Annotated in this window: 20 protein-coding genes; 12 read left to right on the forward strand and 8 right to left on the reverse strand. The window is 66.3% G+C overall.

Annotated elements, in window-relative coordinates; all coding sequences use genetic code 11:
- Positions 1-3 precede the first annotated feature (3 nt).
- Both HNR22_RS22395 and HNR22_RS22400 read right to left on the reverse strand, forming a co-directional pair.
- Entirely contained in the window at positions 4-1,098 is a 1,095-nt protein-coding gene (locus tag HNR22_RS22395; RefSeq protein ID WP_179781991.1) for a WXG100 family type VII secretion target, read from the reverse strand.
- 9 nt (positions 1,099-1,107) lie between these two features.
- The gene (locus HNR22_RS22400; protein WP_151496921.1) at positions 1,108-1,341 is read right to left on the reverse strand and encodes a hypothetical protein; all 234 of its coding nucleotides are present in this window, start codon (positions 1,339-1,341) and stop codon (positions 1,108-1,110) included.
- A gap of 560 nt (positions 1,342-1,901) precedes the next feature.
- On the opposite strand from HNR22_RS22400, the gene HNR22_RS22405 reads away from it, so the two are divergent.
- The gene (locus HNR22_RS22405) at positions 1,902-2,576 is read left to right on the forward strand and encodes a GmrSD restriction endonuclease domain-containing protein (RefSeq protein ID WP_179781992.1); all 675 of its coding nucleotides are present in this window, start codon (positions 1,902-1,904) and stop codon (positions 2,574-2,576) included.
- A gap of 854 nt (positions 2,577-3,430) precedes the next feature.
- Here the strand turns inward: HNR22_RS22405 and HNR22_RS22410 are convergent.
- Complete coding sequence (locus tag HNR22_RS22410) at positions 3,431-5,428, reverse strand: ATP-binding protein (protein ID WP_179781993.1); 1,998 nt, start codon at positions 5,426-5,428, stop codon at positions 3,431-3,433.
- Positions 5,429-5,580: 152 nt separating this feature from the next.
- On the opposite strand from HNR22_RS22410, the gene HNR22_RS22415 reads away from it, so the two are divergent.
- The 6 genes from HNR22_RS22415 (at position 5,581) to HNR22_RS22440 (ending at position 13,785) form a co-directional block, all read left to right on the forward strand.
- Complete coding sequence (locus tag HNR22_RS22415; RefSeq protein WP_218906597.1) at positions 5,581-6,681, forward strand: DNA (cytosine-5-)-methyltransferase; 1,101 nt, start codon at positions 5,581-5,583, stop codon at positions 6,679-6,681.
- A gap of 8 nt (positions 6,682-6,689) precedes the next feature.
- Positions 6,690-7,109: a very short patch repair endonuclease gene (locus tag HNR22_RS22420; protein ID WP_281374178.1), complete on the forward strand. Its 420-nt coding sequence runs from the start codon at positions 6,690-6,692 to the stop codon at positions 7,107-7,109.
- Between the two features lie 622 nt (positions 7,110-7,731).
- Positions 7,732-9,933: an MrcB family domain-containing protein gene (locus HNR22_RS22425; protein WP_246382635.1), complete on the forward strand. Its 2,202-nt coding sequence runs from the start codon at positions 7,732-7,734 to the stop codon at positions 9,931-9,933.
- A gap of 3 nt (positions 9,934-9,936) precedes the next feature.
- Complete coding sequence (locus HNR22_RS22430) at positions 9,937-11,106, forward strand: 5-methylcytosine restriction system specificity protein McrC (protein ID WP_179781996.1); 1,170 nt, start codon at positions 9,937-9,939, stop codon at positions 11,104-11,106.
- Between the two features lie 71 nt (positions 11,107-11,177).
- Positions 11,178-11,678, forward strand: coding sequence for a hypothetical protein (locus HNR22_RS22435; protein ID WP_179781997.1), 501 nt, complete (start codon positions 11,178-11,180; stop codon positions 11,676-11,678).
- 904 nt (positions 11,679-12,582) lie between these two features.
- Positions 12,583-13,785 (forward strand): MFS transporter, encoded by a 1,203-nt coding sequence (locus HNR22_RS22440; protein WP_343059928.1) that lies wholly within the window; start codon positions 12,583-12,585, stop codon positions 13,783-13,785.
- 143 nt (positions 13,786-13,928) lie between these two features.
- Here HNR22_RS22440 and HNR22_RS22445 read toward each other — a convergent pair whose 3' ends face one another.
- Entirely contained in the window at positions 13,929-14,279 is a 351-nt protein-coding gene (locus HNR22_RS22445; protein ID WP_179781999.1) for a DoxX family protein, read from the reverse strand.
- 132 nt (positions 14,280-14,411) lie between these two features.
- Positions 14,412-15,179: a hypothetical protein gene (locus HNR22_RS22450; RefSeq protein WP_179782000.1), complete on the reverse strand. Its 768-nt coding sequence runs from the start codon at positions 15,177-15,179 to the stop codon at positions 14,412-14,414.
- A 240-nt stretch (positions 15,180-15,419) separates the two neighbouring features.
- On the opposite strand from HNR22_RS22450, the gene HNR22_RS22455 reads away from it, so the two are divergent.
- From HNR22_RS22455 to HNR22_RS22465, 3 genes are read left to right on the forward strand one after another with little or no spacing between them, the layout of a single operon-like run.
- The gene (locus tag HNR22_RS22455; RefSeq protein ID WP_179782001.1) at positions 15,420-16,256 is read left to right on the forward strand and encodes a CPBP family intramembrane glutamic endopeptidase; all 837 of its coding nucleotides are present in this window, start codon (positions 15,420-15,422) and stop codon (positions 16,254-16,256) included.
- Complete coding sequence (locus HNR22_RS22460; protein ID WP_179782002.1) at positions 16,256-17,410, forward strand: sensor histidine kinase; 1,155 nt, start codon at positions 16,256-16,258, stop codon at positions 17,408-17,410. Before HNR22_RS22455 ends, HNR22_RS22460 begins: the two co-directional genes overlap by 1 nt.
- The gene (locus tag HNR22_RS22465; protein WP_179782003.1) at positions 17,407-18,066 is read left to right on the forward strand and encodes a response regulator; all 660 of its coding nucleotides are present in this window, start codon (positions 17,407-17,409) and stop codon (positions 18,064-18,066) included. Before HNR22_RS22460 ends, HNR22_RS22465 begins: the two co-directional genes overlap by 4 nt.
- Before the next feature lie 10 nt (positions 18,067-18,076).
- On the opposite strand, the gene HNR22_RS22470 is transcribed toward HNR22_RS22465, so the two are convergent.
- Together HNR22_RS22470 and HNR22_RS22475 are read right to left on the reverse strand one after the other, a co-directional pair.
- Positions 18,077-18,676 (reverse strand): ClpP family protease, encoded by a 600-nt coding sequence (locus HNR22_RS22470; protein WP_179782004.1) that lies wholly within the window; start codon positions 18,674-18,676, stop codon positions 18,077-18,079.
- A 136-nt stretch (positions 18,677-18,812) separates the two neighbouring features.
- Entirely contained in the window at positions 18,813-19,310 is a 498-nt protein-coding gene (locus HNR22_RS22475; RefSeq protein WP_179782005.1) for a helix-turn-helix domain-containing protein, read from the reverse strand.
- 176 nt (positions 19,311-19,486) lie between these two features.
- Here HNR22_RS22475 and HNR22_RS22480 point away from each other — a divergent pair, with 176 nt between their 5' ends.
- A complete protein-coding gene (locus tag HNR22_RS22480) occupies positions 19,487-20,500 on the forward strand; it encodes an NAD-binding protein (RefSeq protein ID WP_179782006.1) in 1,014 nt (337 codons plus the stop codon).
- Positions 20,501-20,536: 36 nt separating this feature from the next.
- Here the strand turns inward: HNR22_RS22480 and HNR22_RS22485 are convergent, their stop codons facing one another.
- Positions 20,537-21,016, reverse strand: coding sequence for a MarR family winged helix-turn-helix transcriptional regulator (locus tag HNR22_RS22485; RefSeq protein WP_179782007.1), 480 nt, complete (start codon positions 21,014-21,016; stop codon positions 20,537-20,539).
- Between the two features lie 82 nt (positions 21,017-21,098).
- Here HNR22_RS22485 and HNR22_RS22490 point away from each other — a divergent pair, with 82 nt between their 5' ends.
- On the forward strand, positions 21,099-21,743 hold the full coding sequence (locus tag HNR22_RS22490; RefSeq protein WP_246380992.1) for an FMN-dependent NADH-azoreductase: 645 nt from the start codon (positions 21,099-21,101) through the stop codon (positions 21,741-21,743).
- Positions 21,744-21,791: the final 48 nt, after the last annotated feature.

The raw sequence follows: 21,791 nt of genomic DNA on the forward strand, positions 1-21,791 counted from the left end.
TGCTCATGCCTTAGCGTCGACGAGGGGGTGGTCATAGCGGCCGCCGGCGGGGAGCGCGGGGAGGGCTACGGCGTCGAGGCCGCTGAGTTCGCGGGTGAGGATAGCGCGGAAGGCGAGGACAGCGGCGGCGATCTGCTGGCAGAGCTTGGTTGCTTCGGCCCAGAGCCGGAACATGTTGGCAACCTCGGCGGCTGCGACGCCGTAACCGACGAGGGCACCGACGCCGGTGGCCGAGGTTGCGGTGCCAGCAGCGGCGGCAAGGCCGGTGATGATGGCAGCGTCGATGAGGCTCTTGACGACCCCGCCGAGGGCTTCCCCGGCGGACCAAACAGCGTCAGCCATCTCCCGGTAAGCCGTGCTGATGGCGGACAGGGGAGTGTGGAGGTCGGCGGTGGCATTGGCGATGGTCGTGAAGTAGCGGAACGCTCCGTCGCCGGCGACGCCGTGCCAGAGCGGGCGCAGGGTGGTGGTGCCGGACTGGACGTTGTAGGCCAAGTCATGGAGGGCGCCACCGATGTCGTCGACGACGGGTGCCATCTTGGCCAGGGCCTCCCAGTCCCCGGAGACCTGACTCTGGAGCCTTCCGATGGGGTCGAAGCCGAAGACGTGGTTGAACACTTCATTGAGCCAACTCGCTGGGCTGATGTAGTCCATCCAGCCGAGCGAGTTCGCGGGCTTGTCTGGGTCGCCCGGGATGTCGAGGTGGCCGCGTACGTCGCGAACGTCGACGAAGTTCGCGGGGACGCAAGGGTTGTTCGCCAGTTCCAGTTCAAGGGCTGTGATGCAACGGTCGCCTGCTGGCGGCAGGGTGCGGTCAAGGCGGTCGGCGTTGGCCAGGTCGGTCTTGCGGTAGTAGCCAGCGGCGGCCCGCAGCTCGGGGGCAGAGTTCTCTAGAAGACAGGCGAGTCGGTTGAGCGTGCCGTTGATGACCTCCACCGCCTGCTCGTGCGCGGCTTTGGCGATCTCAATCTGCTCGCCTCCGGTCGCGACGTCGGCGTGACGGTTGAGGTAGTTGCGCATTGCCCACACGTCGATGGCGGCACGGTCGAGCTGGCGGGCGAAGCTGACCAACGCTTGCGGCTCGACGGACAGCGTCATCGGTGCCGTCTAGTCCGTGATGAAAATGCCGGTCACGCCCACGACGGCCAGGACGACGGCGGCGGCGAGCACATAGAGCCGTGGACGCGGCTCTCGAACGACGTAGGTGGAAAGCCCGCACGCACCGCTGAGGATCGAGATTGCGTACCACGGGAAGGTCGTCGGCGTGGGTTGGCCGATGAAGATCATCCAGGTTGCCATGACCGCGACGAAGATCGTGGCGTAGGCGACGGTCTGTCGCATGTTCCGGTAAGCGGTGTGCTGCAATCGAGAGACCGACGTGCGGTATGCCTCCGCCGCAGCAGCGCGTTCACCCTCACTGACCTGCCGCCGTCTGTCACGGCTACCAGACCTCCGACCCCCACCCATGCCGCCGAAGATACATTGACTGTCACGGCTCCGCTGCCCTGTGTAAGGCCACACCCATGCACCACCTGTGGTGCGAGCAGTTGAGACCGATCGAGCGGACACGGGGCAGCAACAAGGCGGCGTGAGCCTTGACGCGGGCCGGACCCAATGAGTCGACGGACAAGTTCTCGCACCTGCCCGTCGATAACGTTTGACGCTCACTGCAGCCGCCTGCGGATGAGGCAGCGTTCGTCAAGGTGTCGGGCCGCCTGATCTCGTCTGAGAGTCGACACCATCGATGCTGGATGGGAGCGTCGTCGGTTACTGAGGGGTGCGAGGGTCCGGATATGCCAAATACTCAATGACTGGACGGATGCCCTTTACGGGCATGACCTTCGATCGACATGATCGGTCGAGACGGTTGCCGTCCACCCCTTGACGAAAGGCTGCCGCTCATGCCGATCGCATCCCCTGTCGCTTCCTCCTGGCGTGCCATGCACCGCGCCGCTGCTATCGCGGTGGCCGCTCTCGTGGGGACTTGCCTAGCCGTCGTGAATGTGCAGCCGGCCTCGGCCGTACCTCCCGGTATCCCGTCCAAAGCGACAGCACAATCGCAGCTCAACGCCCTGACCGTGGCGGCCCAGGGCTCGACCAGTGGCTACTCGCGTGACCTGTTTCCGCACTGGATCACGGTCAGTGGTAGCTGCAACACCCGCGAGCAGGTCCTCAAGCGTGACGGCGCCTCCGTCGTCGTTGACAGCTCCTGTGCGGCCACCTCGGGCCGCTGGTACAGCCCATATGATGGAGCGACCTGGACTGCCGCCTCCGACGTTGACATCGACCACGTCGTGCCGCTGGCCGAAGCGTGGCGCTCTGGAGCCAACTCCTGGACGACCAGCCGTCGGCAGAGCTTCGCTAACGACCTGAGCCGCCCGCAGTTGATCGCAGTGACGGACAACGTCAACCAGTCCAAGGGCGATCAGGACCCTTCCACCTGGCAGCCGTCCCTGTCGTCGTACCGGTGCACCTACAGCAAAATGTGGATCACCGTGAAGTACAGCTGGAGCCTCACCCTGCAGTCATCGGAGAAGTCCGCGCTACAGAGCATGCTCAACACCTGTTCCTCCTGACCAACGCGCGCTACCCGGCCGGCCACGCCAACGATGCAGGCAGGCCGGCTGGGTCGCGCTCCATTGGACCCGACGCGACGGGGAGCGTTGCCCGTTACGTGTCTGGTTCTGCGCTCTCGATGGGGTAGCCACGGCAATGCCTGACACAGCCAGCATTCCGAGCCAGCGGTATCGGAAGGCCACGAGGCTGATCACAGTGCCGAGCACCCCTGAACCGTTCGGCGGCCTGAGACGTGGCTCGAGAGCCGGGCGAACCTTATTGCCGAAATGCTCTCTTCAGGATCAAGGCGCTCCGCGCGGCGCGGGGCGGGGCGCGGTAACCGGCTCCTGACGGAGCCGCCGCCCCGGCCGCCTACGGCGCCGGGGCGGAAAGTCAGCCGGCCCGAACCCCACACCCCGCCCCGCGCGTCACCCCTGGGTCAGTGAGGTGACCCGGTGACGAGTCCGGAAGACCGCGGTCGGGCGGCCGTGCCTCTACCCGTTCTCAGCGATCCGAAGGCGCGCGAAGACCGGCAGGCACAAACGGGCAGCCGGAGTTGCCGTGCAGCGGCCAGGGGTCGCTGAGACCCTAGGGCAGGGGGAGGGAGGTGGGAGGGCGGGAGGTTAGGGAGGGGACAGGGTTAGAGCTGCCTCCGGCGGGGCCAGACGACTCCAGGATGAAGTTGCCGAACGGTTTTGGTGAGTGGGTGGTTGGGGGCTGTCATCCCGTCCACCGCCGACCCAGGCAAGCCGAGCAGACCAGGGCCAGGGTGACAAGGTCGTTCGTCCGGTAGGGCGCTCCACCTTGTCACCCTGGCCCTGGCCCGCTCCACGGTGTGTGGGTCGGCGGCGGACGGGATGACAGATCCTCGCGCCTATGACTGTTCGTGGTTCACGTCTTGCGGGCCGATCCCTTCCTTCCGCACGGTTCCCCGGTAAGCAGCGGTGTCAAGCACTGACCGGGTACGAGCCAGCTCACGTGCCTTTCGATCGAAGTCGTCGTTGCGAACGTCACCCTCTAAAACGGCACGGTAATGCTCATAGAAGCTCTTAGTCCGCTCGTGAATCTCGCGCCAGGTCAAAAGGTCGATGTCATCCCGGTCGCGCCAGTTCCTCAGCTGTCGATCGGGAAGGGCGTACTTGTCGCCAGTGATGAACGCCATGTGGACGTTATCGCGAGCTTGCTGCAGTTTGCCGGCGTACGAATCGATCTGATGCAAGTCTTTCAGCTCAACTGCATGTCCCGCGCGCTTAATCTCGATAACAATGATCTGTCCGTCGCCAGCCAATGCGAGAAAGTCGTAGCGGCTTCTATCCTCGGGGTCGGCAATGTCCTCAGTCCCCCACTCACGCAACTGAGTAGTGATGCGCTTTTCCTCAGCGAAGACCTGCCATTCCGGGTTCACCAGCCACGGGTAATCCGCAATAAGGTCGTGCATGTTGTCTCGACTGAGCGAGGACGCAGTCTCGGGAGCGTCCTCAACGATCATATGGTAGAACTTATCGACAATATCGATGCGCCCCTTAACCACTTCGAGAACTGCCCGGCTCTCAAGAACCTTCCATCCTCTAAGTAATTCGAGGGTTCGTTCCAGCTCGTCAGGGTCATCCGAAATCTCGTCAATCTGCTCGATGTAGTCGTGGAATTGACGATACTCGTATGCGCGGATGATTGTATCGGCCAGAGGTTCCACCTTCTCCAAGCTGGCGTCGGATGAACCTAGTTGATTGATGAACTTCTTAGCTTGCTCGCGTGACGGCTTGTCTAGCGCGTCCAGACGCTGAGAAAGGAGAGGGTTCTGGGAGACTTTGGCCTGCGCCCTCTTGCCCCTTCGATCGGCGTGTTGAATGAGGAGCCTGCGGACGAGGGCGTCGCCCCACTTTTTCAACGCCTGCGCGCCGGGGTCCGCCCAGTCCACTTCCTGACGATCCGTCGAGATGCGATCACTCTCATCATCTGTGCCGTCATCCAGGAAATCGGCCTCGATGACACCGGTCAGGTACTTAGTGCCGTGCTGCCCCGAAGCGGTGCTCTCCACGTTGAAGAAGAAAGGGGGAGCTTGCGCAGTCTTTCCCCTTACCAAAATGGCGAAACCTTGAAGATCCTTGTTCAGTACCGTCTCGCTGAATCCGGCCCACCAGCGTACCGTGCAGCTCTCGTCTAGCCTTTCCTCCGACTCTCCCTCCGCCGGCTCACGATGGGTATAAGTCAGGGGGGCGTCATCGATTAGTTGCTCGTTCACGATGATGGCCATGTTACCCCGGACCAGCCGGCTGAACCTCCGAGCCAGATTGTGCCGCAAGTCCTGCGGATCCATGGCGGTGACATGCTTAAGGCCGCTCAGGGTAATCCGTGTGCCGGACGCGAAGGGGATCTCGTCTGGCACGGGGCCGATTGCGCCGGGCAGGCTGAGGTTAGCCACGCTGCGCGCATCGGTCTTGAGGTCGCTTGCATTAATCGCTACGGAAGTTAGAACGCCTTCGCGCCAGGTTTCAAGCCGCATGCTTTGCGCGAGGCCGAAGCCGGCAAGCTTGCCAATTCCCTTGCGGCCCATCACTTTCCGCGCACCAGTCTCGGCATGCCCTTCCGCTCGGCGATTCCTGCCGATGACGAGGTACGCGTCCTCGACTTCCTCATCGCTCATCCCGTGACCATTGTCGGAGATGACTACGGAACTCGTTGAGGCGTCGTATAAGGATGGGTACGGTAGCGTGACTGACACCTCTGTCGCTCCGGCGTCCCACGCATTTGCGACGAGTTCGGCGAGTGCGGCGTCGCGCCGCTTGTACATCTGGACGCCAAGGTGCTCTAGCGTCCGACCCATCACCTGGATCCTGAAGTCGCGTGGGCGCACGAGTGGAGGGGCAGTCATGGCTGCCAGATTACGGTGTGAGAGGCTTCCTCAACAGACCGTAGCGCCACCTGCTCGGCGCCGTCCGTCTACTGTGCCCCTCGGCCGAACGTGCCTCCGACCGCCGCCTGCGGGTGATCGCGCAAAAGAGGCTGTCCTGGCAGACTGTCAACGTGACCACAGCGCCTGTGACAGGCTCAGTCGAAGACCAGCCACGCGATGTTGCTCCCAGTCGTCGACTGAGGAGCCGGCGCCGCCTGACAGCCTTCGATCTCTTCAGCGGGGCTGGTGGTCTCACGCAGGGCCTTCAGGATGGTGGCTTCCGGGTCCTCGGCGCAGTCGAGTTCGACAGGGCTGCTGGTGAAAGCTACGTCCTGAACCACCCTAAGGTTCGGCTCTGGAATTCGGACATCCGCACACTCGATGCATCGAAGCTGCTGGCAAGCGTCCGCCTGCGGCCTGGGGAGCTCGACCTCCTCGCCGGGTGCCCGCCCTGCCAGGGCTTCTCGCACTTGCGCACCTTGAACCGGACACGGGATGTGCTGGATGAACGCAACGACCTCATCTACGACTACCTTCGGTTCGTCAGGGAGTTGCGGCCAAAGGCGGTTTTGCTTGAGAACGTCCCGGCGTTGGCCGACGACCGAAGGATGACTCACCTCATTGAAGGGCTGATCGAACTCGGGTATCCAGCAGATGACGGCTACCGTATTCTCAATGCCGCGGACTATGGGGTACCGCAGAGGCGACGTCGGCTTGTGCTTCTGGTTTCGCGCGACGGACCGATACTCTCGAGTTTCATCGTCCGACCCGTCGCCACTGTAAGAGATGCAATAGGCGACCTCCCGGTGCCAGGCAACACGGGCGACGCACTGCATGACATGCCGGAGCGGCGCAGCCAAAAGGTAACCGAGCTAATCCGCAGCATCCCTCTCGATGGCGGAAGCAGGACAGACCTGGCCCTGTCGCGTCAGCTACCATGTCACAAGAAGACAACCGGATTCCGGGACGTCTATGGCCGGATGGCTTGGGATAAACCGGCTCCGACTATAACGACAGGCTGTCACAATCCTTCCCGTGGCCGCTTTCTTCATCCAGAACAACACCGGGCGATTACGCTGCGGGAAGCAGCGCTATTGCAGTCGTTTCCGCCGGATTATCAATTCGCTCCAGCTGCAGGTAAGGAGCGGATTGCGGCCATGATCGGTAACGCGATTCCACCGAGATTCGTTCAAGAGCACACTCGTGGCGCCCGCGAGGCACTTCTTTCATGAGGTGACGAATGAGCAGGGCAACGTCCTGGGCCTCGTCGGACGCGACTCGCGCGAGCATGAAGGCCAACAAATCGCGCGATACGAAGCCCGAACTGAAGCTCCGCTCGGCGGTCCACGGGCTCGGCTTGCGGTTCCGTGTGAACTATCGGCCCCTGCCAAGCCTTCGGCGCACAGCAGACTTGGTTTTTACGCGTGCGCGGGTGGCGGTTTTCCTTGATGGGTGCTACTGGCACGGGTGCCCAGAACACTTTACCTTGTCGCGAACAAATTCATTCTTCTGGGCATCGAAGATTGCAGCGAATAAGGCAAGGGACGAGAATACAACAACAGCCCTCCGATCCGCCGGATGGAGGGTGATTCGCGTCTGGGAGCACGAAGACCCATTTATTGCTGCTGAACAAATCGCCCACTTGGTTCGACTGGGTTAGTCCGCGCAATGAGACGCTCCGCGTTGACAGCGCAGAGCGCATAGCACTGCATGACCTCGGTGTGGTCGGACATGCGCTTGGTGGGAAACGAGTTTCCCGGATGAGGGTAAGGGCTCGCGAGCGATATGGCAGTACAGCACGGAAGTACAGCAACCTACCCGCCTGTAGCCACCCTGCTCCGGCGGTCATTGGCCGTGTTGCAGCGGAGACGGCCGAAAGGGGTTGTATTGCCCAGAGCTACGGATCAGAGGTTGGCTGTGGGGTCAGGGTGCAGAGCTGTGCGAAGCGGCGCGACCTTTGCTCGTGATGTTGAAGAGCTCCGCTTGGCGCGTCCTCTGCCGACTGAGGTACACCCGCAACTGCCCAAATGATGTTGATGTCGAGCGCACCCACGGGCGACCTGGTTCCTCGCCGGTGGCAGGCGATGCGGCGAGCAGGTCAGGGGCACCGGCGAAAGCTTGACCATGCCTTGCGTCGAGATCGGCACAGCGGTGGAATGAGCACCTGCACTGGATATCAGGTAGGTGCAGATGTGGGCCGCTCCCATCGGCTGATATCGGCCGACTAGGACAGCAATGCAAGGCAGGTCCGTCGCGAGGTGGTGGGGGAGCATTCAGTGACCATGACCGACAGCAACGAGGATCAGCGCCAGCTAAGCCGTCTGTTTGATGAGATTTTGCGGCTTCAGCCGGGCTGGTCGAGTGGGAACACTCCCGAGATGCAGCGCCGGGGAGTGCTCGTGCGGCAGGAGGGACCAGCACTGGTTCGAGCCGAGCTCGACGCTCTCTTCAGCCAACCTCCCTTCGATCTACGGGTCGAGGGGCGGGATGGCACCGGGCTGAAGACGCGGGTGCCCTGGATAAGGGTGTATTCGAAGTCGCGCTCACCGAGAGCCACCGATGGCTGGTACGTCGTCTACCTGTTCGCGTTCGATGGTTCCGCGGTCTACCTCTCCCTCAACCAGGGCACGACAGTGCCTGGCCAGTTCACGATGCGGCCGCCCGAGCAGCTTTACGACCGTGTTCACTGGGCACGCACAACGCTCGCACGCAGCCCATACGACCAGTCCGGGCTGCTCCCGAAGATCGATCTTGCGGACGAGGGCCTTGGTCGCGGGTATGAGCGGGGGAATGTCTTCGCGATTCGCTACGACCGCGGCAGCCTGTCCAGCGGTGTGAGGCTGGGTACTGATCTGAAGCGGATGGTCGAGCTCCTGAAGGTCTTGTACGAGGCGTCGGGGCAGGCGATGCAGCCGGTCCAGGTTGCGGCCGCGGACCAGCCCCTTACACGACCCCCGCTCAGTGACGCGCCGGCCTTCATCGCGTGGGTTCGGCAGGTCTACGGCCCGACCCTGGTCAGCTCGCGCCAGGCGGCGGAGCAGCAGGCTCGTGAGCTCTTGAACGAGTTCAGCGGCAAGATGAGCGCCGAGCAGGCGCTGGCGCTGGGCGCGCTGTTCAACACAGGCGAGTGGGGCGGCGTCCTGCGCCACAACCGGTTCAGCCCCGCGTTTGTTGGCGCCGCCATGCAGCGACTCGTCGATCCCCTCGACAAGTTCAACGATTGGACGGATCGCCTATGGCGCCGCCCGGAGGGCGAGGCGCTCCAGTACGTCGACGAGATTCTTAGAGAGACCCAAGCCTTCCCGGGCGCCGGGCGTTCGTACCCGACGATGCTGATGTATCTGCGGGATCCGACCCGGTATGCCATGTGGCTACAGATCACCCACCGCGGGCTCGTCGCACTTCATCGCTTGAGCGAGCCAAAGAACAGGGGCGGCGGGTCCGAACGGTACCTCCGCTACTGCGAGGCGGCGCTGAACTTCGCCAAGGAGTTCAACCTGCAGCCCCAGGAGATTGACGCTGTCTTGTCGGAGGCGGCGCGCGCCGCCGATGAGGAGTCGACGAGTCCCGCTGCGGAGATCGCATCGTTGGTTGCCGACACAGCCGACGAGCCTGAGTACGCGGGAGAGGCAGAACGACACGAGTACCCCCTGGCTGACGTTGCAGCCGCAACCCACCTGCCACAGGAACAGCTTGAGGAGTGGGTCGCCCTGCTCCGAGGGAAGAAGCGGCAGGCACTCTTCTACGGTCCGCCCGGCACCGGGAAGACGTTCGTCGCCGAACAGCTCGCACGCCACCTCGCAGGAGCCACAGGTGAGGTGGAGACTGTCCAGTTCCACCCCTCCTTCTCCTACGAAGACTTCCTTGAAGGGTTACGACCTGAGGCCCAGACGGATGGTGGAGGCGTTAGCTATCGGGTCCGGCCCGGCGTGTTCAGGCTCTTCTGTGACCGAGCCCGCGGTAAGGACGGCACCTACATCTTGATCATCGACGAGATCAACAGGGCTGAGCTCGGCGCCGTCCTAGGCGAACTGATGCTCCTCCTCGAGTACCGCGGCAAGCGGTTGGTGCTGCCCTACTCGCAGGAGAAGTTCTCTGTCCCGGACAACGTCGTCGTGTTAGCAACGATGAACACCGCCGACAGGAGCCTTGCGCTCGTCGACTTCGCCCTCCGTCGACGCTTCCACGCCTTCGAGATGCGCCCCAGCAAGGGCGTCCTGGAAAGTCACCTCGTAGTCGCGGACAGGGGCGAGCAGGCAGACCTCGTTTTGAAGTTCTTCGACATCGTTCAGGAAGGAGTGGACAACGCCGACTTCTCGCCGGGTCACTCCTACTGGATGGGCGAGGACGGGACGGCGCAGGGCCTGTATCGCGTATGGCGCTACGAGTTGCTCCCGTACCTGGCTGAGTACTGGTTCGAGCACCGCTCGTACCTCGACAAGCTCGACGCGCAGGTAACGAAGCTCCTGTCCGAGGAGGCGTGAACTGTGGAGGTCATCGAGTATCGCCCAACCAAGCTAAGCCTCGACCAGGGCGACCTCGACTACCTCCTCAGCCTGGTTCGCTCCGCTACAGGCGACCGGACCGATGCCCGGGTGCTTCACGCACTAACCCCCACCCACGCGGCCGGCGTTTATGAAGTCACCCCAGGGCCGTACGTCGGGCGTCTAGGCTTGCCGTCTGGCCGCTGGATCGACTTTCGCAGCCGGTTCCCATTCGAGGACGTGATCGAACTCATCCGCCGATCGGCCCGGCATCCGATCCGAGCAGACAAACTTCGGGTCGACGCACATGCTGAGACCTTCTTGACCGAGGCAATCGCCCTGGCCTTCTCCCGCGAGCTGGAATCCCTCGTCGGACAGGGCCTCGCGAAGGGCTACGAGCGGATCCGACACCAGCGGCCTCCCTACCCGGGACGCCTTGATACCGCGTACCACCTTGGGCGTCTCGCCGCCCGGCCGGACCGGCTTGTCACCGTCGGCCGGCACCTGATCACTAACGTCCCCGTCAACCAGGCCCTCGCGGTCGCACTCGACACACTCACTCGGGTCCCCCTGGCCCGAGAAGTCAGCACCCGTCTTGCCCGATTGGTGCCCGCTTTCGTCCGTGTGACTCGCGCACCGATACGCGCCGAGGACGTCGGGCGCATCACGCTCACCAACCTCACGCGCCGCTACCAGCAGGCACTTGCGCTCGCCGAAGCCATCCTGCGGTCCCAGTCTTTGGCACCACGCTCGACCGGCCTCGCCAGCGGCTCACTTCTGTTCTTCATGCCGAAGGTATGGGAGGCCTACGTCAGCCAATGGCTTGCCGAACAGTGGCCCGAGCATCGGGTCGACGCGCCCCACCGCTTCCAACTGACGAACGATGGCCAGACTGCCGAAGCTGACGCCACCGTCTGGAACGGTGACGAGCTTGTCGCCCTCTACGACGCCAAGTACAAGTGGCCCGGCTCAACTCCCGATCGCGGCGACATCTACCAGATGGTCACCTACTGCGAGCGGCTGGGCCTCCAACACAGCACACTTGTCTACCCCGTTGCAGCCCCCAAACTGACCGTCACCGTCGGTAACAAGGCCGTGCATGTGCTCGGCGTAACGCCCAGCTTCGCACCCCTTGCGCCTTCGGACGACGGGGTCGCCACAGCCGGGAGCTGAGGCTCCCGCGCTCGTCGCGATGCCCTCGCCGACATCGCCCTGCAGCTGGAAGCCGGATGAAAGGAGCAGCATTGAGCAACGCGCGGTTGAACGATGTACTGCTAGGGAACAACCCTCATCCCACACCGCAGTCTGCCTGGTCAAAGGTGTCGCACCGCGAGTACGACCTGCTCACCTGGGATTACAACCCTGGGAGCTGGAGCGTCGCCTGCCACCTCAATCGGATAGGACCCGGCACGGTGGGATGGATCTACCGCGCCGATGGATCCTACGGGCATGTCGCCGGGCTGATCGTGTTCAACGATCTGCCCTACCCGCAGAAGGAGCCCGGCGGCACCGCCCACTACTGCGACGGGTTGTTGTGGCGGTTACCCCGTGAATGGTGGATTGACGGCGCCCGAGTGTACATAGACAAGCGGTGGTCCGGCCGGGCACCCTTCGGAGAAGTGCGCCGCTTCCGCAACGGCGAGTACCTCAAGCCAAACGATCGACAGATCCTATGGGATCTCCTGCACCCGGTTGCCCGCGAGTGGGTTGAGGACAAGGTCCGCAGTCTCGCACCCAGCCCTTAAGCCTCCACGCACCGAAGCCCTCCGTTCCGGCCCTCGCCGGTCATCCGGCCGGACACGGTGTCTCCGCCTATGGCCACTGGCGCCCTTATCCGCAGGATTTCCCGGAGTGCAGTGGAGGGGCAGCAAGGAGGCAGCGAGAGGGCCACCAGTGGCTGGCCGCAGACGACACACGCTGGCAGTAGAACCTTGCTGAGCGGTGCAAGACGGTAACGGCCGGCAAGGAACGGGGGCTCGTACCCGCGTTCGGGACGAAGAGGCCGTGGCTTGTACGCCCATCCTTACAGCCAAGCCTGCCAACGGGTCCAGCCCAAGGTCGACGCTAGGCGACAAGATGAGCAGGCCGGCGGCAACCACCGACGCCAGCCGACACTGGTCATGATCTTTGCAATACAGAGTGGGCGCGCTTGCGGATCGCCCTGCGGGCGGCCTCCGGCCGTCCTCGGGCGTCCGCAGCGCCCTCGTGCAGAGTGCGTGCAATGATCTTGACGCGGAGTACCGGAAGACATCCCAGGCGTGCAGGTGGCGGCCACAGTGGTGAGACTGCCGCTGTCGCCTTCCTAAACCGTGTGTCGCAGGTTCGAATCCTGCCGGGGGCACCAGGCGAAACGTAGATCACCTCCCTGATCTGGAACTACGCGTGGCCTCACCGCTTCCGCAGGAAGCGACATCGTTGGCGCTTCTCTGCGGGCCTCCGTGAGGCTGCCAGGCGCACCGGTGTGCCGAGCCCGCCGGCAAAGTCAGCGGGCGACGACTGAGCCGGCCTGATCCACCGAGCCCTCGCAAGCCGTCAGCCGCCTTGCCGCGAGCGCTGAGAATCATCGAACCGTGATGATCGCGATCCCGCCTGGAGCACTATGGTAAGGGGATGCCTGCGGTCAAACCCCTTACCTTGTGGGCGGGACGCGTGGCCGCGCTGCTGGGCATCGTGCTTGTCGCGCTCACCCTGCGCCAGACGGTTGCGGTGATGTCGCCGATCATCGGCGACATCCGGGTGGACATCCCGATATCGAACATCGGCGTCGGGCTGCTCGGCACGTTGCCACCGATCCTGCTGGCGGTATCGGGGTTCGTCGCGCCGCGCGTCGCCCGCGGCATCGGCCTCGACGGCGGCATCGTGCTGGCGCTGCTGCTCATGACCCTCGGCCATCTCGTGCGCGCAGCCGCCCCGGGCTACGCGGTGCTGCTCGTCGGCAGTGTCGTCGCGCTCGCCGGCACGGGCATCGGCAACGTGCTGCTGCCGCCGATCGTGCGGCGCTACTTCCCCGACCGGATAACGCTGCTGACTGCCACCTACGTCTGCATCCTGGGGGTGAGCACGGCCCTGCCCGCCGCGGTCGCCGCCCCGGTCGCCGAGCAGGTCGGATGGCGGTTCTCGCTCGGCATATGGGCGGCGACCTCGGTAGTCGCGCTCGTTCCGTGGCTCGTCATCATCACGCGGGAGCGTCGCCGACGACTCTCGGACGCCGACGCCGTCGAGTCCCCGCCCACCACCCTCGTCACGCGACTGTGGCGGTCACGCGTGGCCCTGTCGATCACCGTCCTGTTCTCGACCAGCACGATCCTTACCTACGCGTGCTTCGCGTGGCTGCCCGAGATCCTCGGCGACATCGCTGGCTCGACGCCGACCGAAGCCGGTGTGCTGCTCGCCGTTACCGGCATCATCAGCGCCCCTATCGCGCTCATCGCACCTCTGCTCGTCGCGCGGCTGCGCGCTGTCAGCCAGCTGATCGCCGCCGGTACCGCCAGCTTCGTGCTCGGCTACCTCGGCCTGCTGCTCGCGCCCGCGACACTCACACTGCTCTGGGTGCTGCTCATCGGCTCGGGCTCGATCCTGTTTCCCATCAGCCTCGTACTCATCAACGTACGCACCCGAACCCAGGGCGGCACCGTCGCGCTGAGCGGCTTCGTGCAGGGGATCGCGTACGCGCTCGGCGCGCTCGGTCCTCTGCTCGTCGGGCTGCTGCACGACAGCAGCGGCGGATGGACCCTGCCGCTGCTGTTTCTGCTCGCCGTCGCCCTCGTGGCGGCCATCCCGGCGTTCACGCTGGCCAAGCCCGCCTTCGTCGAGGACGAGCTCGCCCGCTCCTACTCCAGCCGAGGATCGTGATCACGGTTCGATGAGCGCCTCTTCGTCTTCTCTGAGCGCACACATCAAAGGAAGCGGACTGGCTGCGGTACACCGAAGATCTGCCGAAGACCATTTGGCAGCGGATACGTCACCGCGCCGAGCGTCCTCAGGCTCGTGGCGGATCACCAGTGGTGGACGAGATTCAGGACCAGCGCCGCCACCGAGGTGGAGAAGAACACCGCCCATCCCACGAGCTGGCGGGAACCCACCCGCAGGTGCGCGATGAGCGCGCCGACGAAGTACGCCACCAGGCCGGCGGCGGCGAGTGTCCCCAGTAGCGGCACGGCGAACCCGGCCAGCAGCCCCAACGAACCGGCTGCCAACGCCGTGCCCAACCGTGGCATCCAGGCCCGTGGCAGGCGCTTCATGTCCATCTGGGCCTTCGGATAGTCGTGGCCGATCAGGTAGGTGACGGCGGCGACTCCGGTGAAGACCGAGGCGAGGATGGTGATCGTGACATAGGCGGCGTACATGTGCCCTCCCTTGTGGTTTGTGCTGCCTCAAGGACGGGCTGGTCCAACGGATTGTTACCGGCGGCGCTGTGAGTTGACGCACAGACAATGGCGGGTGGGCTGCGGGTGTCCCGCAGCCCACCCGTCGACCGGTCAGAGGAACTTGTACATCTCCTCGGACGCCGCCTCGGTCTCGCTGGCGGGCGGCACGTCCACCGTTACGGGCTTGCCGAAGTCGCTCATGCGCATCTCGGTGACGAGGTCACCCAGCGTCTTCGTGGCGATCGTGTAGGAGAGCGCGGTGAGTCGTCCGTCGGCGTCGAGAGTCGCCTCGAACGGGACCGTCTTCGGGTCCTTCGCCAGCTTGGCGGTCGACTCGAGGCCCTCCCGCATTCCGGCTTCGCTGCCGGCCGCCGCGGCGGCCTTCTCCAGGTCGGCGACGCCGGTGTACCGACCGCCGCCCACCTCCTGGGCGGACACGACGCCGCCGATGAGGCCGGTCTGCGACTTCAGGTCGAAGGACTGGCGCAACGAGCTGTTCGGCCTGAGCTTGGTGAGGTCGATCTTCATCCACGGCTTCTCGCCGTCGAGCGAGTCCGACTTGAGGTAGGCGGCATCCCCGATCAGCCGCGCCTCGATCGGTTCCGGGGCCTTGCCGGTCACGTGCAGCGTGCGGGCGGCAGGGTCCATCTTTCCGCTCATGGTGATCGACTGGTTGCCGGCCTTGACCGAGGCATCCATGGTGAGCGTGCCAGCGAGGCTGCGGTCCATGCCCTGCTTGACGGCGGCGGTCGGCTCGACCTTGGACGCTGCGGGCGCGGCGGAGGACGAGGACGCCGCCGGGTCGCCGGAATTGGTGCCGCAGCCGCTGACGAGGGTCACGGCGAGGGCAATCGAGAGAGCTGGGATCAGTCGACGCATAGACGTGACCCTAACGGGCGGTCGCTACCCGATTTTGCCCGAGCTCATCCGTCCGCGTCGATCGCCGGATCGAAAGGTGACGAGGGTGGGGCGACCGACCCGAACAACTGTGCGGGTGCTTGTCCCCCGTGCGAGCTACCCGCAAGTGTCCACCGCACGGTGACGATTCCTGACCGGTGGCTCCATAGCGTTTGACGTGGCCGCAGCGCTCCCGCCGCGGACCTCGTTGAAGGAGCCATCATGCGCCTGTTGAAGCAGCTCGTGGCCGTTGCGGCGGTCACCTTCGTCGGTGGCCAGGCCATCGCCGCGGTGGAGGGAAACGATCTGCTCACCCTGCTCCTCGGTCTGTCGACGGCCGTGGTCGCGGCCCTCGTCTACGGGTGGGTGGTTCGGCGTACCGAGCGCCGCTCGGTCACTGAGTTGGCTCGGTCCGGAGCCGGCGCTCGGATCACCCGAGGGGCACTGATCGGGTTCGCGATGTTTGCGGCGGTGATCGTCAACATCGCCTTCGTCGGCGACTACGACATCAACGGGCTGGGCTCGGTGACCGGCGCGGTGGCGCTGCTCGGGTTCATGGCCGCCGCCGCCGTGACCGAGGAGTTGCTCTTCCGCGGCGTCCTGTTCCGCGTCATCGAGGAACGCACGGGCACCTGGGTCGCGCTGCTGCTGACCGGAGTGGTGTTCGGCCTGATGCACCTGCTCAACCCGGACGCCAGCCTGTGGGGCGCGGTTGCCATCGCGGTCGAGGCCGGATTCATGCTCGCTGCCTGCTACGCCGCCACCCGCAACCTGTGGGTGCCGATCGGCCTGCACTTCGGTTGGAACTTCGCCGCCGGTGGCATCTTCAGCGTGGTGGTCTCCGGGAACGGCGAGTCCGAGGGCCTGCTGGACACCACGATGTCGGGCCCGGCTCTGGTCACCGGCGGCGACTTCGGGCCGGAGGGCAGCCTGTACACGGTGGCGGCGGGTGTGGCGCTGACCGTGGCGTTCATGTGGATGGCTCACCGTCGGGGTCACATCGTCCCGCGTCGCCGTAAGGCGGCCGGTGCCGAATCGGTGCCGGCTACGGTTTCCTGATGATCGACCTTCGGACGGTCCCGGACTCGTGGCGGCGGTGGCCCGTCACGGTCCGGGATCTCCCGGTGGCGCTGCTGCTCGCTCTCGCGTCGGTGGTGCCGGCGTTGCGCAACCACGGTACGCAGCTCGGCGACCTGCCGGGTCGTCCGTTCGACGCGCTGACCGTCCTGGTGATCGCTCTGGAGTGCCTCCCGCTCGCCGTCCGCCGACGGTGGCCGGCCCTCTGCCTCGCCCTGGTGTCGGTCGGCTTCGCGCTCGACCAGCTCCGCGCTTATCACACGGTTGCGGGCTCCGCGCTGGCCATCGCGCTGATGAGCGCGGGGGCACACGTGCAACGTCGTCGACGTACCACCATGGTCCTGGCCTCCGCCGCATACGTGGCGCTGGCCGTCGCTCTCGACCGGCAGGGGGCGACCGAAGGCGTGACCGGGTTCGCCACGTTCTACCTGTTGCTCATCCTGGCCTGGGGCGTCGGAGCGTGGCTGCGACAGACCCGATCCGTCGAAGCCGAACGCCGCCGCCACGTCGCCCTGACCGCCCGCACCGCCGAACGCACCCGCATCGCGAGCGAACTCCACGACGTCGTGACCCACCACGTGACGGCGATGGTCGTGCAGGCCGAGGCGGCCCGCTACCTGACCACCGCCCCGGATCGCCTCGACACGACCCTGACCGCCATCACCGACACCGGCCGCCGGGCCATCACCGATCTGCGGAACCTGCTCGACCTGCTCAATCCCGACCACAGCACCGATCCGCGTACGCCGGCCGTGGGCGAGCTGCACGCCCTCGTGGCGCAGGCCCGGCAGGCAGGTCAGCCGGTGGAGTTCACCGAGGACGGCAGCCCCGCGGAAACGACCGGCGGTGCCGAGGTCGCGGCCTACCGGGTGGTGCAGGAGGCGCTGACAAACGCCCTCAAGTACGCGCACGGCAGCCGCACCACTGTTCACGTCCACCACGGCGAGAGGGAGACCACTGTGCAGGTCAGCACCGAAGGTTCGGGCTCGTACTCCGGGGGCCCCGGCGGGAGCGGACGCGGCCTCGCGGGACTGCGCGAACGGGTCGGCGTGCTGGGTGGCGAGTTCAGCGCGGGACGACACGCGGACGGCAGCTTCGTCGTGCATGCCCGCATTCCCACCGGTAACCCGTCATGACGGCGCCGATCCGGGTGCTGGTCTGCGACGATCAGGCGCTGATCCGCACTGGCTTCGCGACCATCATCGGCGCTCAGCCCGATCTCGAGGTGGTGGGTGAGTGCGGCGACGGACGCGCCGCGGTCGACCTCGCCGAGCGGCTGCATCCGGACGTGGTCGTGATGGACGTACGGATGCCGGTGCTCGACGGCATCAAGGCGACGCGCCTGCTGGCCGGCGCCGGGGTGGCCCAGCCCGTCAAGGTGCTCGTGGTGACGACGTTCAACCTCGACGAGTACGTGTACGAGGCGCTGCGCGCGGGAGCGAGCGGATTCCTGCTGAAGGACGCCCCGCCAGCCCAACTGCTGCACGGCATCCGCACCGTCGCGAGCGGTGCCGCGCTGCTGGCGCCCGAGGTGACCCGACAGCTCGTGGGCAGGTACGCGGCCCGGATCCGTCCCGCCGAGGGCACCCCGGACGACGTCGGGCTGACCCCGCGTGAACTGGAGGTGTTGCGCCTCATCGCCGACGGCCTGTCCAACAGCGAGATCGCCGCGACGCTGGTGATCAGCCAGGAGACCGTCAAGACGTACGTCTCGCGCATTCTCACCAAGCTCGACCTGCGCGACCGTGTGCAGGCGGTGGTCTACGCCTACCGCGCGGGTCTGGTGACGTAGGAGTCAGGCGTCAGGCCGCCGGCAGCTGCTCGGCTCGGCTGAGCACCTGGTCGACCAGGCCGTACTCCCGGGCCTGCTCTGCGGTGAACCAGCGGTCCCGGTCCCAGTCGCGCTGGATCTCGTCCAGCGTCCGTCCGCTGTGCTGGGCGATCAGCTCCTGCATCGTCCGCTTCACGTGCAGCATGTTCTCCGCCTGGATGGTGATGTCCGAAGCGGTCCCGCCCATTCCACCGGAGGGCTGGTGCATCATGATCCGCGAGTGCGGCAGCGCGTACCGCTTGCCGGCCGCCCCCGCACACAGCAGGAACTGCCCCATCGAGCCGGCGAAGCCGAGCGCCAGGGTGGCCACGTCGTTGCGGACGTAGCGCATCGTGTCGTAGACCGCCATTCCCGCGCTGACCGACCCGCCCGGCGAGTTGATGTAGAGGTAGATGTCCGATTTGGCGTCCTCGGCGGCGAGCAACAGGATCTGCGCGCAGATCTGGTTGGCCGACTCCTCCGTCACCTCGGTGCCGAGGAAGACGATGCGCTCCCGCAGCAGCCGCTCGAACACCTGGTCACCGAAGGACGGCTGTGCGCTGTCCAGCATCCGTACGCCGTACCCGATCATGTGTCGCCGCCTTCCGCCGTGCCGGCGGGCGATGGGACCGCCCGGGGGACCGGCGTCTTCAGCGTGCGCGCGGCGGTGGTGGCGGGCCCAGTGATTCTGCCGCCGGCAGATCCGCCGACGGCAGAACCGGCGCGGCCTACGCGGCGGTCAGCCGCCGCAGGCCCAGCCGGGTCTGTGCGCCGTCAGTCAGGGCGGCGGTACGCGGACCGGGGCGCGAGCCGCCAGCGGAGGCTTTTCCGGCGACGCTGAGGGCCGGCTCGCTCGCCACCGGCCCGTGGTGCAGGACGAACCCGCCGATGCGTGGACCCACCAGCAGGGTGGCGTTGCCGATCTCGCGCCGAGTCGCATCGGCCCGCTCCAGGTGGGTAAGCGCGGCGCGCGGCGCGGCCGGGAGGCGGGGCTCGACCCGGCGCATGTCGTCGCGGGCCTCGCCGAGCAGGTCGGCGAGGCTGATGCCGAGCGCTCGGCAGATCGCCGCCAGCACCTCCGAGGAGGCCTCCTTCCGGCCCCGCTCGACCTCCGAGAGGTAGGGCACCGAGACGCCGGCCGATGCAGCCACCTCGCGCAGCGTGCGGCCCTGACGCTGCCGGTGGCGGCGTAGCACTCCGCCGATGACTCGTCGCAGCAACGACATGCCGGCCTCACTTTCGCGGTCGTCGTCGGGAACACCCTCATCATGCCTGTCCTGGGCTGTCCAGGCGGTCCCGTGCGGGCCCGCGCCGGTTGTCCGCGAGCGACCCCGAGGTGCGATGTTCGCCGCACCCGCTATGTTGTGGGCGTGCAGGCGACGCTGGCGGGGCAGGTTCGACGGTGATCCATTTCCCCGCGCAACGCCGGGGCCCGCTGAGCGCGCTGAGCCTACGGCTCGCCGCCGCCCTGGGCCTGGTCTTCGCCGTGGTCGCCGCCGTCTACCTGGGCCGGGACGGCTACCGCGACGTCAACGAGGACGGCCTCACCCTGCTCGACTGCTTCTACTACGCGGTCGTGTCGCTCTCCACCACCGGCTACGGCGACATCACACCGGCCGCGCCGTCGGCCCGGCTGGTCAACGTCCTCTTCATCACCCCCGCCCGGGTGATCTTCCTGATCATCCTGGTCGGCACCACCCTGGAAGTTCTGACCGAGCAGTACCGGACCGGCCGTCGCCTGTCGCGGTGGAGGAGAAGCGTGAAGGACCACGTCATCATCTGCGGCTACGGCACCAAGGGGCGCAGCGCAGTCTCCGCCCTGATGGAGAACGGTCTGGACCGGTCGCGGATCGTGGTGGTGGAGCGCAGCGCCGCCGCCCTGCGGCAGGCCACCTCCGCCGGGCTGGTGGCGATCGAGGGCTCGGCGACCCGGTCGTCCGTCCTGAACGAGGCGCACGTCAAGAACGCGAAGGCCGTGATCATCGCGACCGACAGCGACGACGCCTCGGTGCTGGTCGCGCTGACGGTACGGCAGCTCACCGCCGGGCAGGTCCGGATCATCGCGGCGGCGCGGGAGGCGGAGAACGCCCCGCTGCTCAAGCAGAGCGGGGCGCACCACGTGATCGTCTCCTCGGCCACCGCGGGCCGGCTGCTCGGTCTGTCCACCTCGGCCCCGCCGTTGATCGACGTGGTGGAGGATCTGCTCACTCCCGGTCAGGGCATGGCGTTGGCCATGCGCTCGGCCGAGCGGAGCGAGGTGGGTCGCTCGCCGCGCGAGCTGGAGTCACTGGTGATCGCCCTGGTGCGGCGGGGCAAGGTGGTCAGCCTGGCCGACCGGGCCGGTGCGGTGATCGAGACCGGCGACATGCTGGTGCACGTACGCGACGACCGCCCCCAGTCGGCGACGACGGCCTGACCGCCTGCGACGGCCTGACCGTCTGTCGTCGCCCCGTCAGCAGTTGTCGACGTCCGCGCGGAGCGCTTCGGTGCAGATGACCGGTGTCGCGGAGACGGCCCGCCGGAGCAGCTCGTAGAGCGTCTCCCGTTCGGCGGGTTCCAGTGCGGCCAGCACCTCGTCCTCAGCACCCGCTAGGGCGCATTCGGCCTCTTTGAGGTGTTTCGCCCCGTCTTCGGTCAACTCGACGACGTGTCGTCGGCGGTCCTCGGGTGAGCGTCGACGCTCGACCAGGTGCTTCGCTTCCAGGTCGTTGAGTAGCCCGACGATGTTCGTGCTGTCCATTTCCAGGGTGCTCGCGAGCGCCTGCTGGCTGGAGCCACCGCCGTCGCGCAGCACGGTGAGTGCGACCAGATGCCGTGGTCGCAGGCCCAGCGGCGCCAGCACCGACTCCGACCGCAGTCGCATCCGCCGGGCGAGGTGGTCCAGCAGTGCGCCCGAGCGGTGCTCCGACGAATCAAGCGGCTGGGCGGACATGTGACCCAGTCTACCGAGCAGATGGAACATCTGACTGCTATAAATAGTTGGTGCTTCGCAGACGATCCTTAGAGGGGGAATGATGCACCTGCTGCATATCGATTCGAGCATCCAGGGCGAGCTGTCGGTCAGCCGGCGGCTCACCGCCCGTGCCGCTGCGGCCTGGCGTGCCGCCCATCCGGACGGAACGGTGACCTACCGAGATCTCGGGGCCGAGCCGCTGCCGCACCTGAGCCCGGCATCCGCCCAGGCCCGGATGACGCCACCGGACCAGCACACCCCGGAGCAGCGCGAAGCCTGGCAGCTCAGCGAGCGGTTGATCGACGAGGTGAAGCAGGCCGACGCGGTGCTGCTCGGGCTGCCGCTTTACAACTACGGCGCCCCCAGCAGCGTCAAGTCCTGGGTCGACCACCTGATCGTGGCTGGCCTGGCGTACGACCCGACGACCCAGCAGGGCCTGCTCGGCAGCTGCGACTTCATCGTGCTGGCCAGCCGGGGTGGCGGCTATGGCGAGGGCACCCCGCGCAACGGCTGGGACCACGCCGAGCCGTGGCTCCCGCACGGCCTGTCGCTCACCGGCCTGCAGCCGCGCTTCATCAGCGCGGAGCTGACCCTGGCGCCCGCGGTACCGGCGATGGCCGAGCTGATCCCGCTGCACGAGGCGAGCCTCGAGGCGGCCGAGAAGGAGATCGACAACCTCTGGACCCCGGCCACCGCCCAGCGCTGAGGCAGCGCCGGTACGAAGAGCGGCCGCCCCGGGTTCGGGACGGCCGCT

Origin of the sequence: Micromonospora jinlongensis (assembly GCF_013410645.1) — a bacterium.
GTDB lineage: Bacteria > Actinomycetota > Actinomycetes > Mycobacteriales > Micromonosporaceae > Micromonospora > Micromonospora zamorensis.

Excerpts from the sequence above, each read along its gene's own strand:
- HNR22_RS22490 (WP_246380992.1), top strand. The coding sequence starts at position 21,099 with ATGCACCTGCTGCATATCGATTCGAGCATCCAGGGCGAGCTGTCGGTC.
- HNR22_RS22460 (WP_179782002.1), top strand. The coding sequence starts at position 16,256 with ATGATCGACCTTCGGACGGTCCCGGACTCGTGGCGGCGGTGGCCCGTC.
- HNR22_RS22470 (WP_179782004.1), bottom strand. The coding sequence starts at position 18,676 with ATGATCGGGTACGGCGTACGGATGCTGGACAGCGCACAGCCGTCCTTC.
- HNR22_RS22455 (WP_179782001.1), top strand. The coding sequence starts at position 15,420 with ATGCGCCTGTTGAAGCAGCTCGTGGCCGTTGCGGCGGTCACCTTCGTC.
- HNR22_RS22465 (WP_179782003.1), top strand. The coding sequence starts at position 17,407 with ATGACGGCGCCGATCCGGGTGCTGGTCTGCGACGATCAGGCGCTGATC.
- HNR22_RS22405 (WP_179781992.1), top strand. The coding sequence starts at position 1,902 with ATGCCGATCGCATCCCCTGTCGCTTCCTCCTGGCGTGCCATGCACCGC.
- HNR22_RS22410 (WP_179781993.1), bottom strand. The coding sequence starts at position 5,428 with ATGACTGCCCCTCCACTCGTGCGCCCACGCGACTTCAGGATCCAGGTG.
- HNR22_RS22420 (WP_281374178.1), top strand. The coding sequence starts at position 6,690 with ATGAGCAGGGCAACGTCCTGGGCCTCGTCGGACGCGACTCGCGCGAGC.
- HNR22_RS22475 (WP_179782005.1), bottom strand. The coding sequence starts at position 19,310 with ATGTCGTTGCTGCGACGAGTCATCGGCGGAGTGCTACGCCGCCACCGG.
- HNR22_RS22395 (WP_179781991.1), bottom strand. The coding sequence starts at position 1,098 with ATGACGCTGTCCGTCGAGCCGCAAGCGTTGGTCAGCTTCGCCCGCCAG.
- HNR22_RS22445 (WP_179781999.1), bottom strand. The coding sequence starts at position 14,279 with ATGTACGCCGCCTATGTCACGATCACCATCCTCGCCTCGGTCTTCACC.
- HNR22_RS22450 (WP_179782000.1), bottom strand. The coding sequence starts at position 15,179 with ATGCGTCGACTGATCCCAGCTCTCTCGATTGCCCTCGCCGTGACCCTC.
- HNR22_RS22400 (WP_151496921.1), bottom strand. The coding sequence starts at position 1,341 with ATGCGACAGACCGTCGCCTACGCCACGATCTTCGTCGCGGTCATGGCA.
- HNR22_RS22485 (WP_179782007.1), bottom strand. The coding sequence starts at position 21,016 with ATGTCCGCCCAGCCGCTTGATTCGTCGGAGCACCGCTCGGGCGCACTG.
- HNR22_RS22425 (WP_246382635.1), top strand. The coding sequence starts at position 7,732 with ATGACCGACAGCAACGAGGATCAGCGCCAGCTAAGCCGTCTGTTTGAT.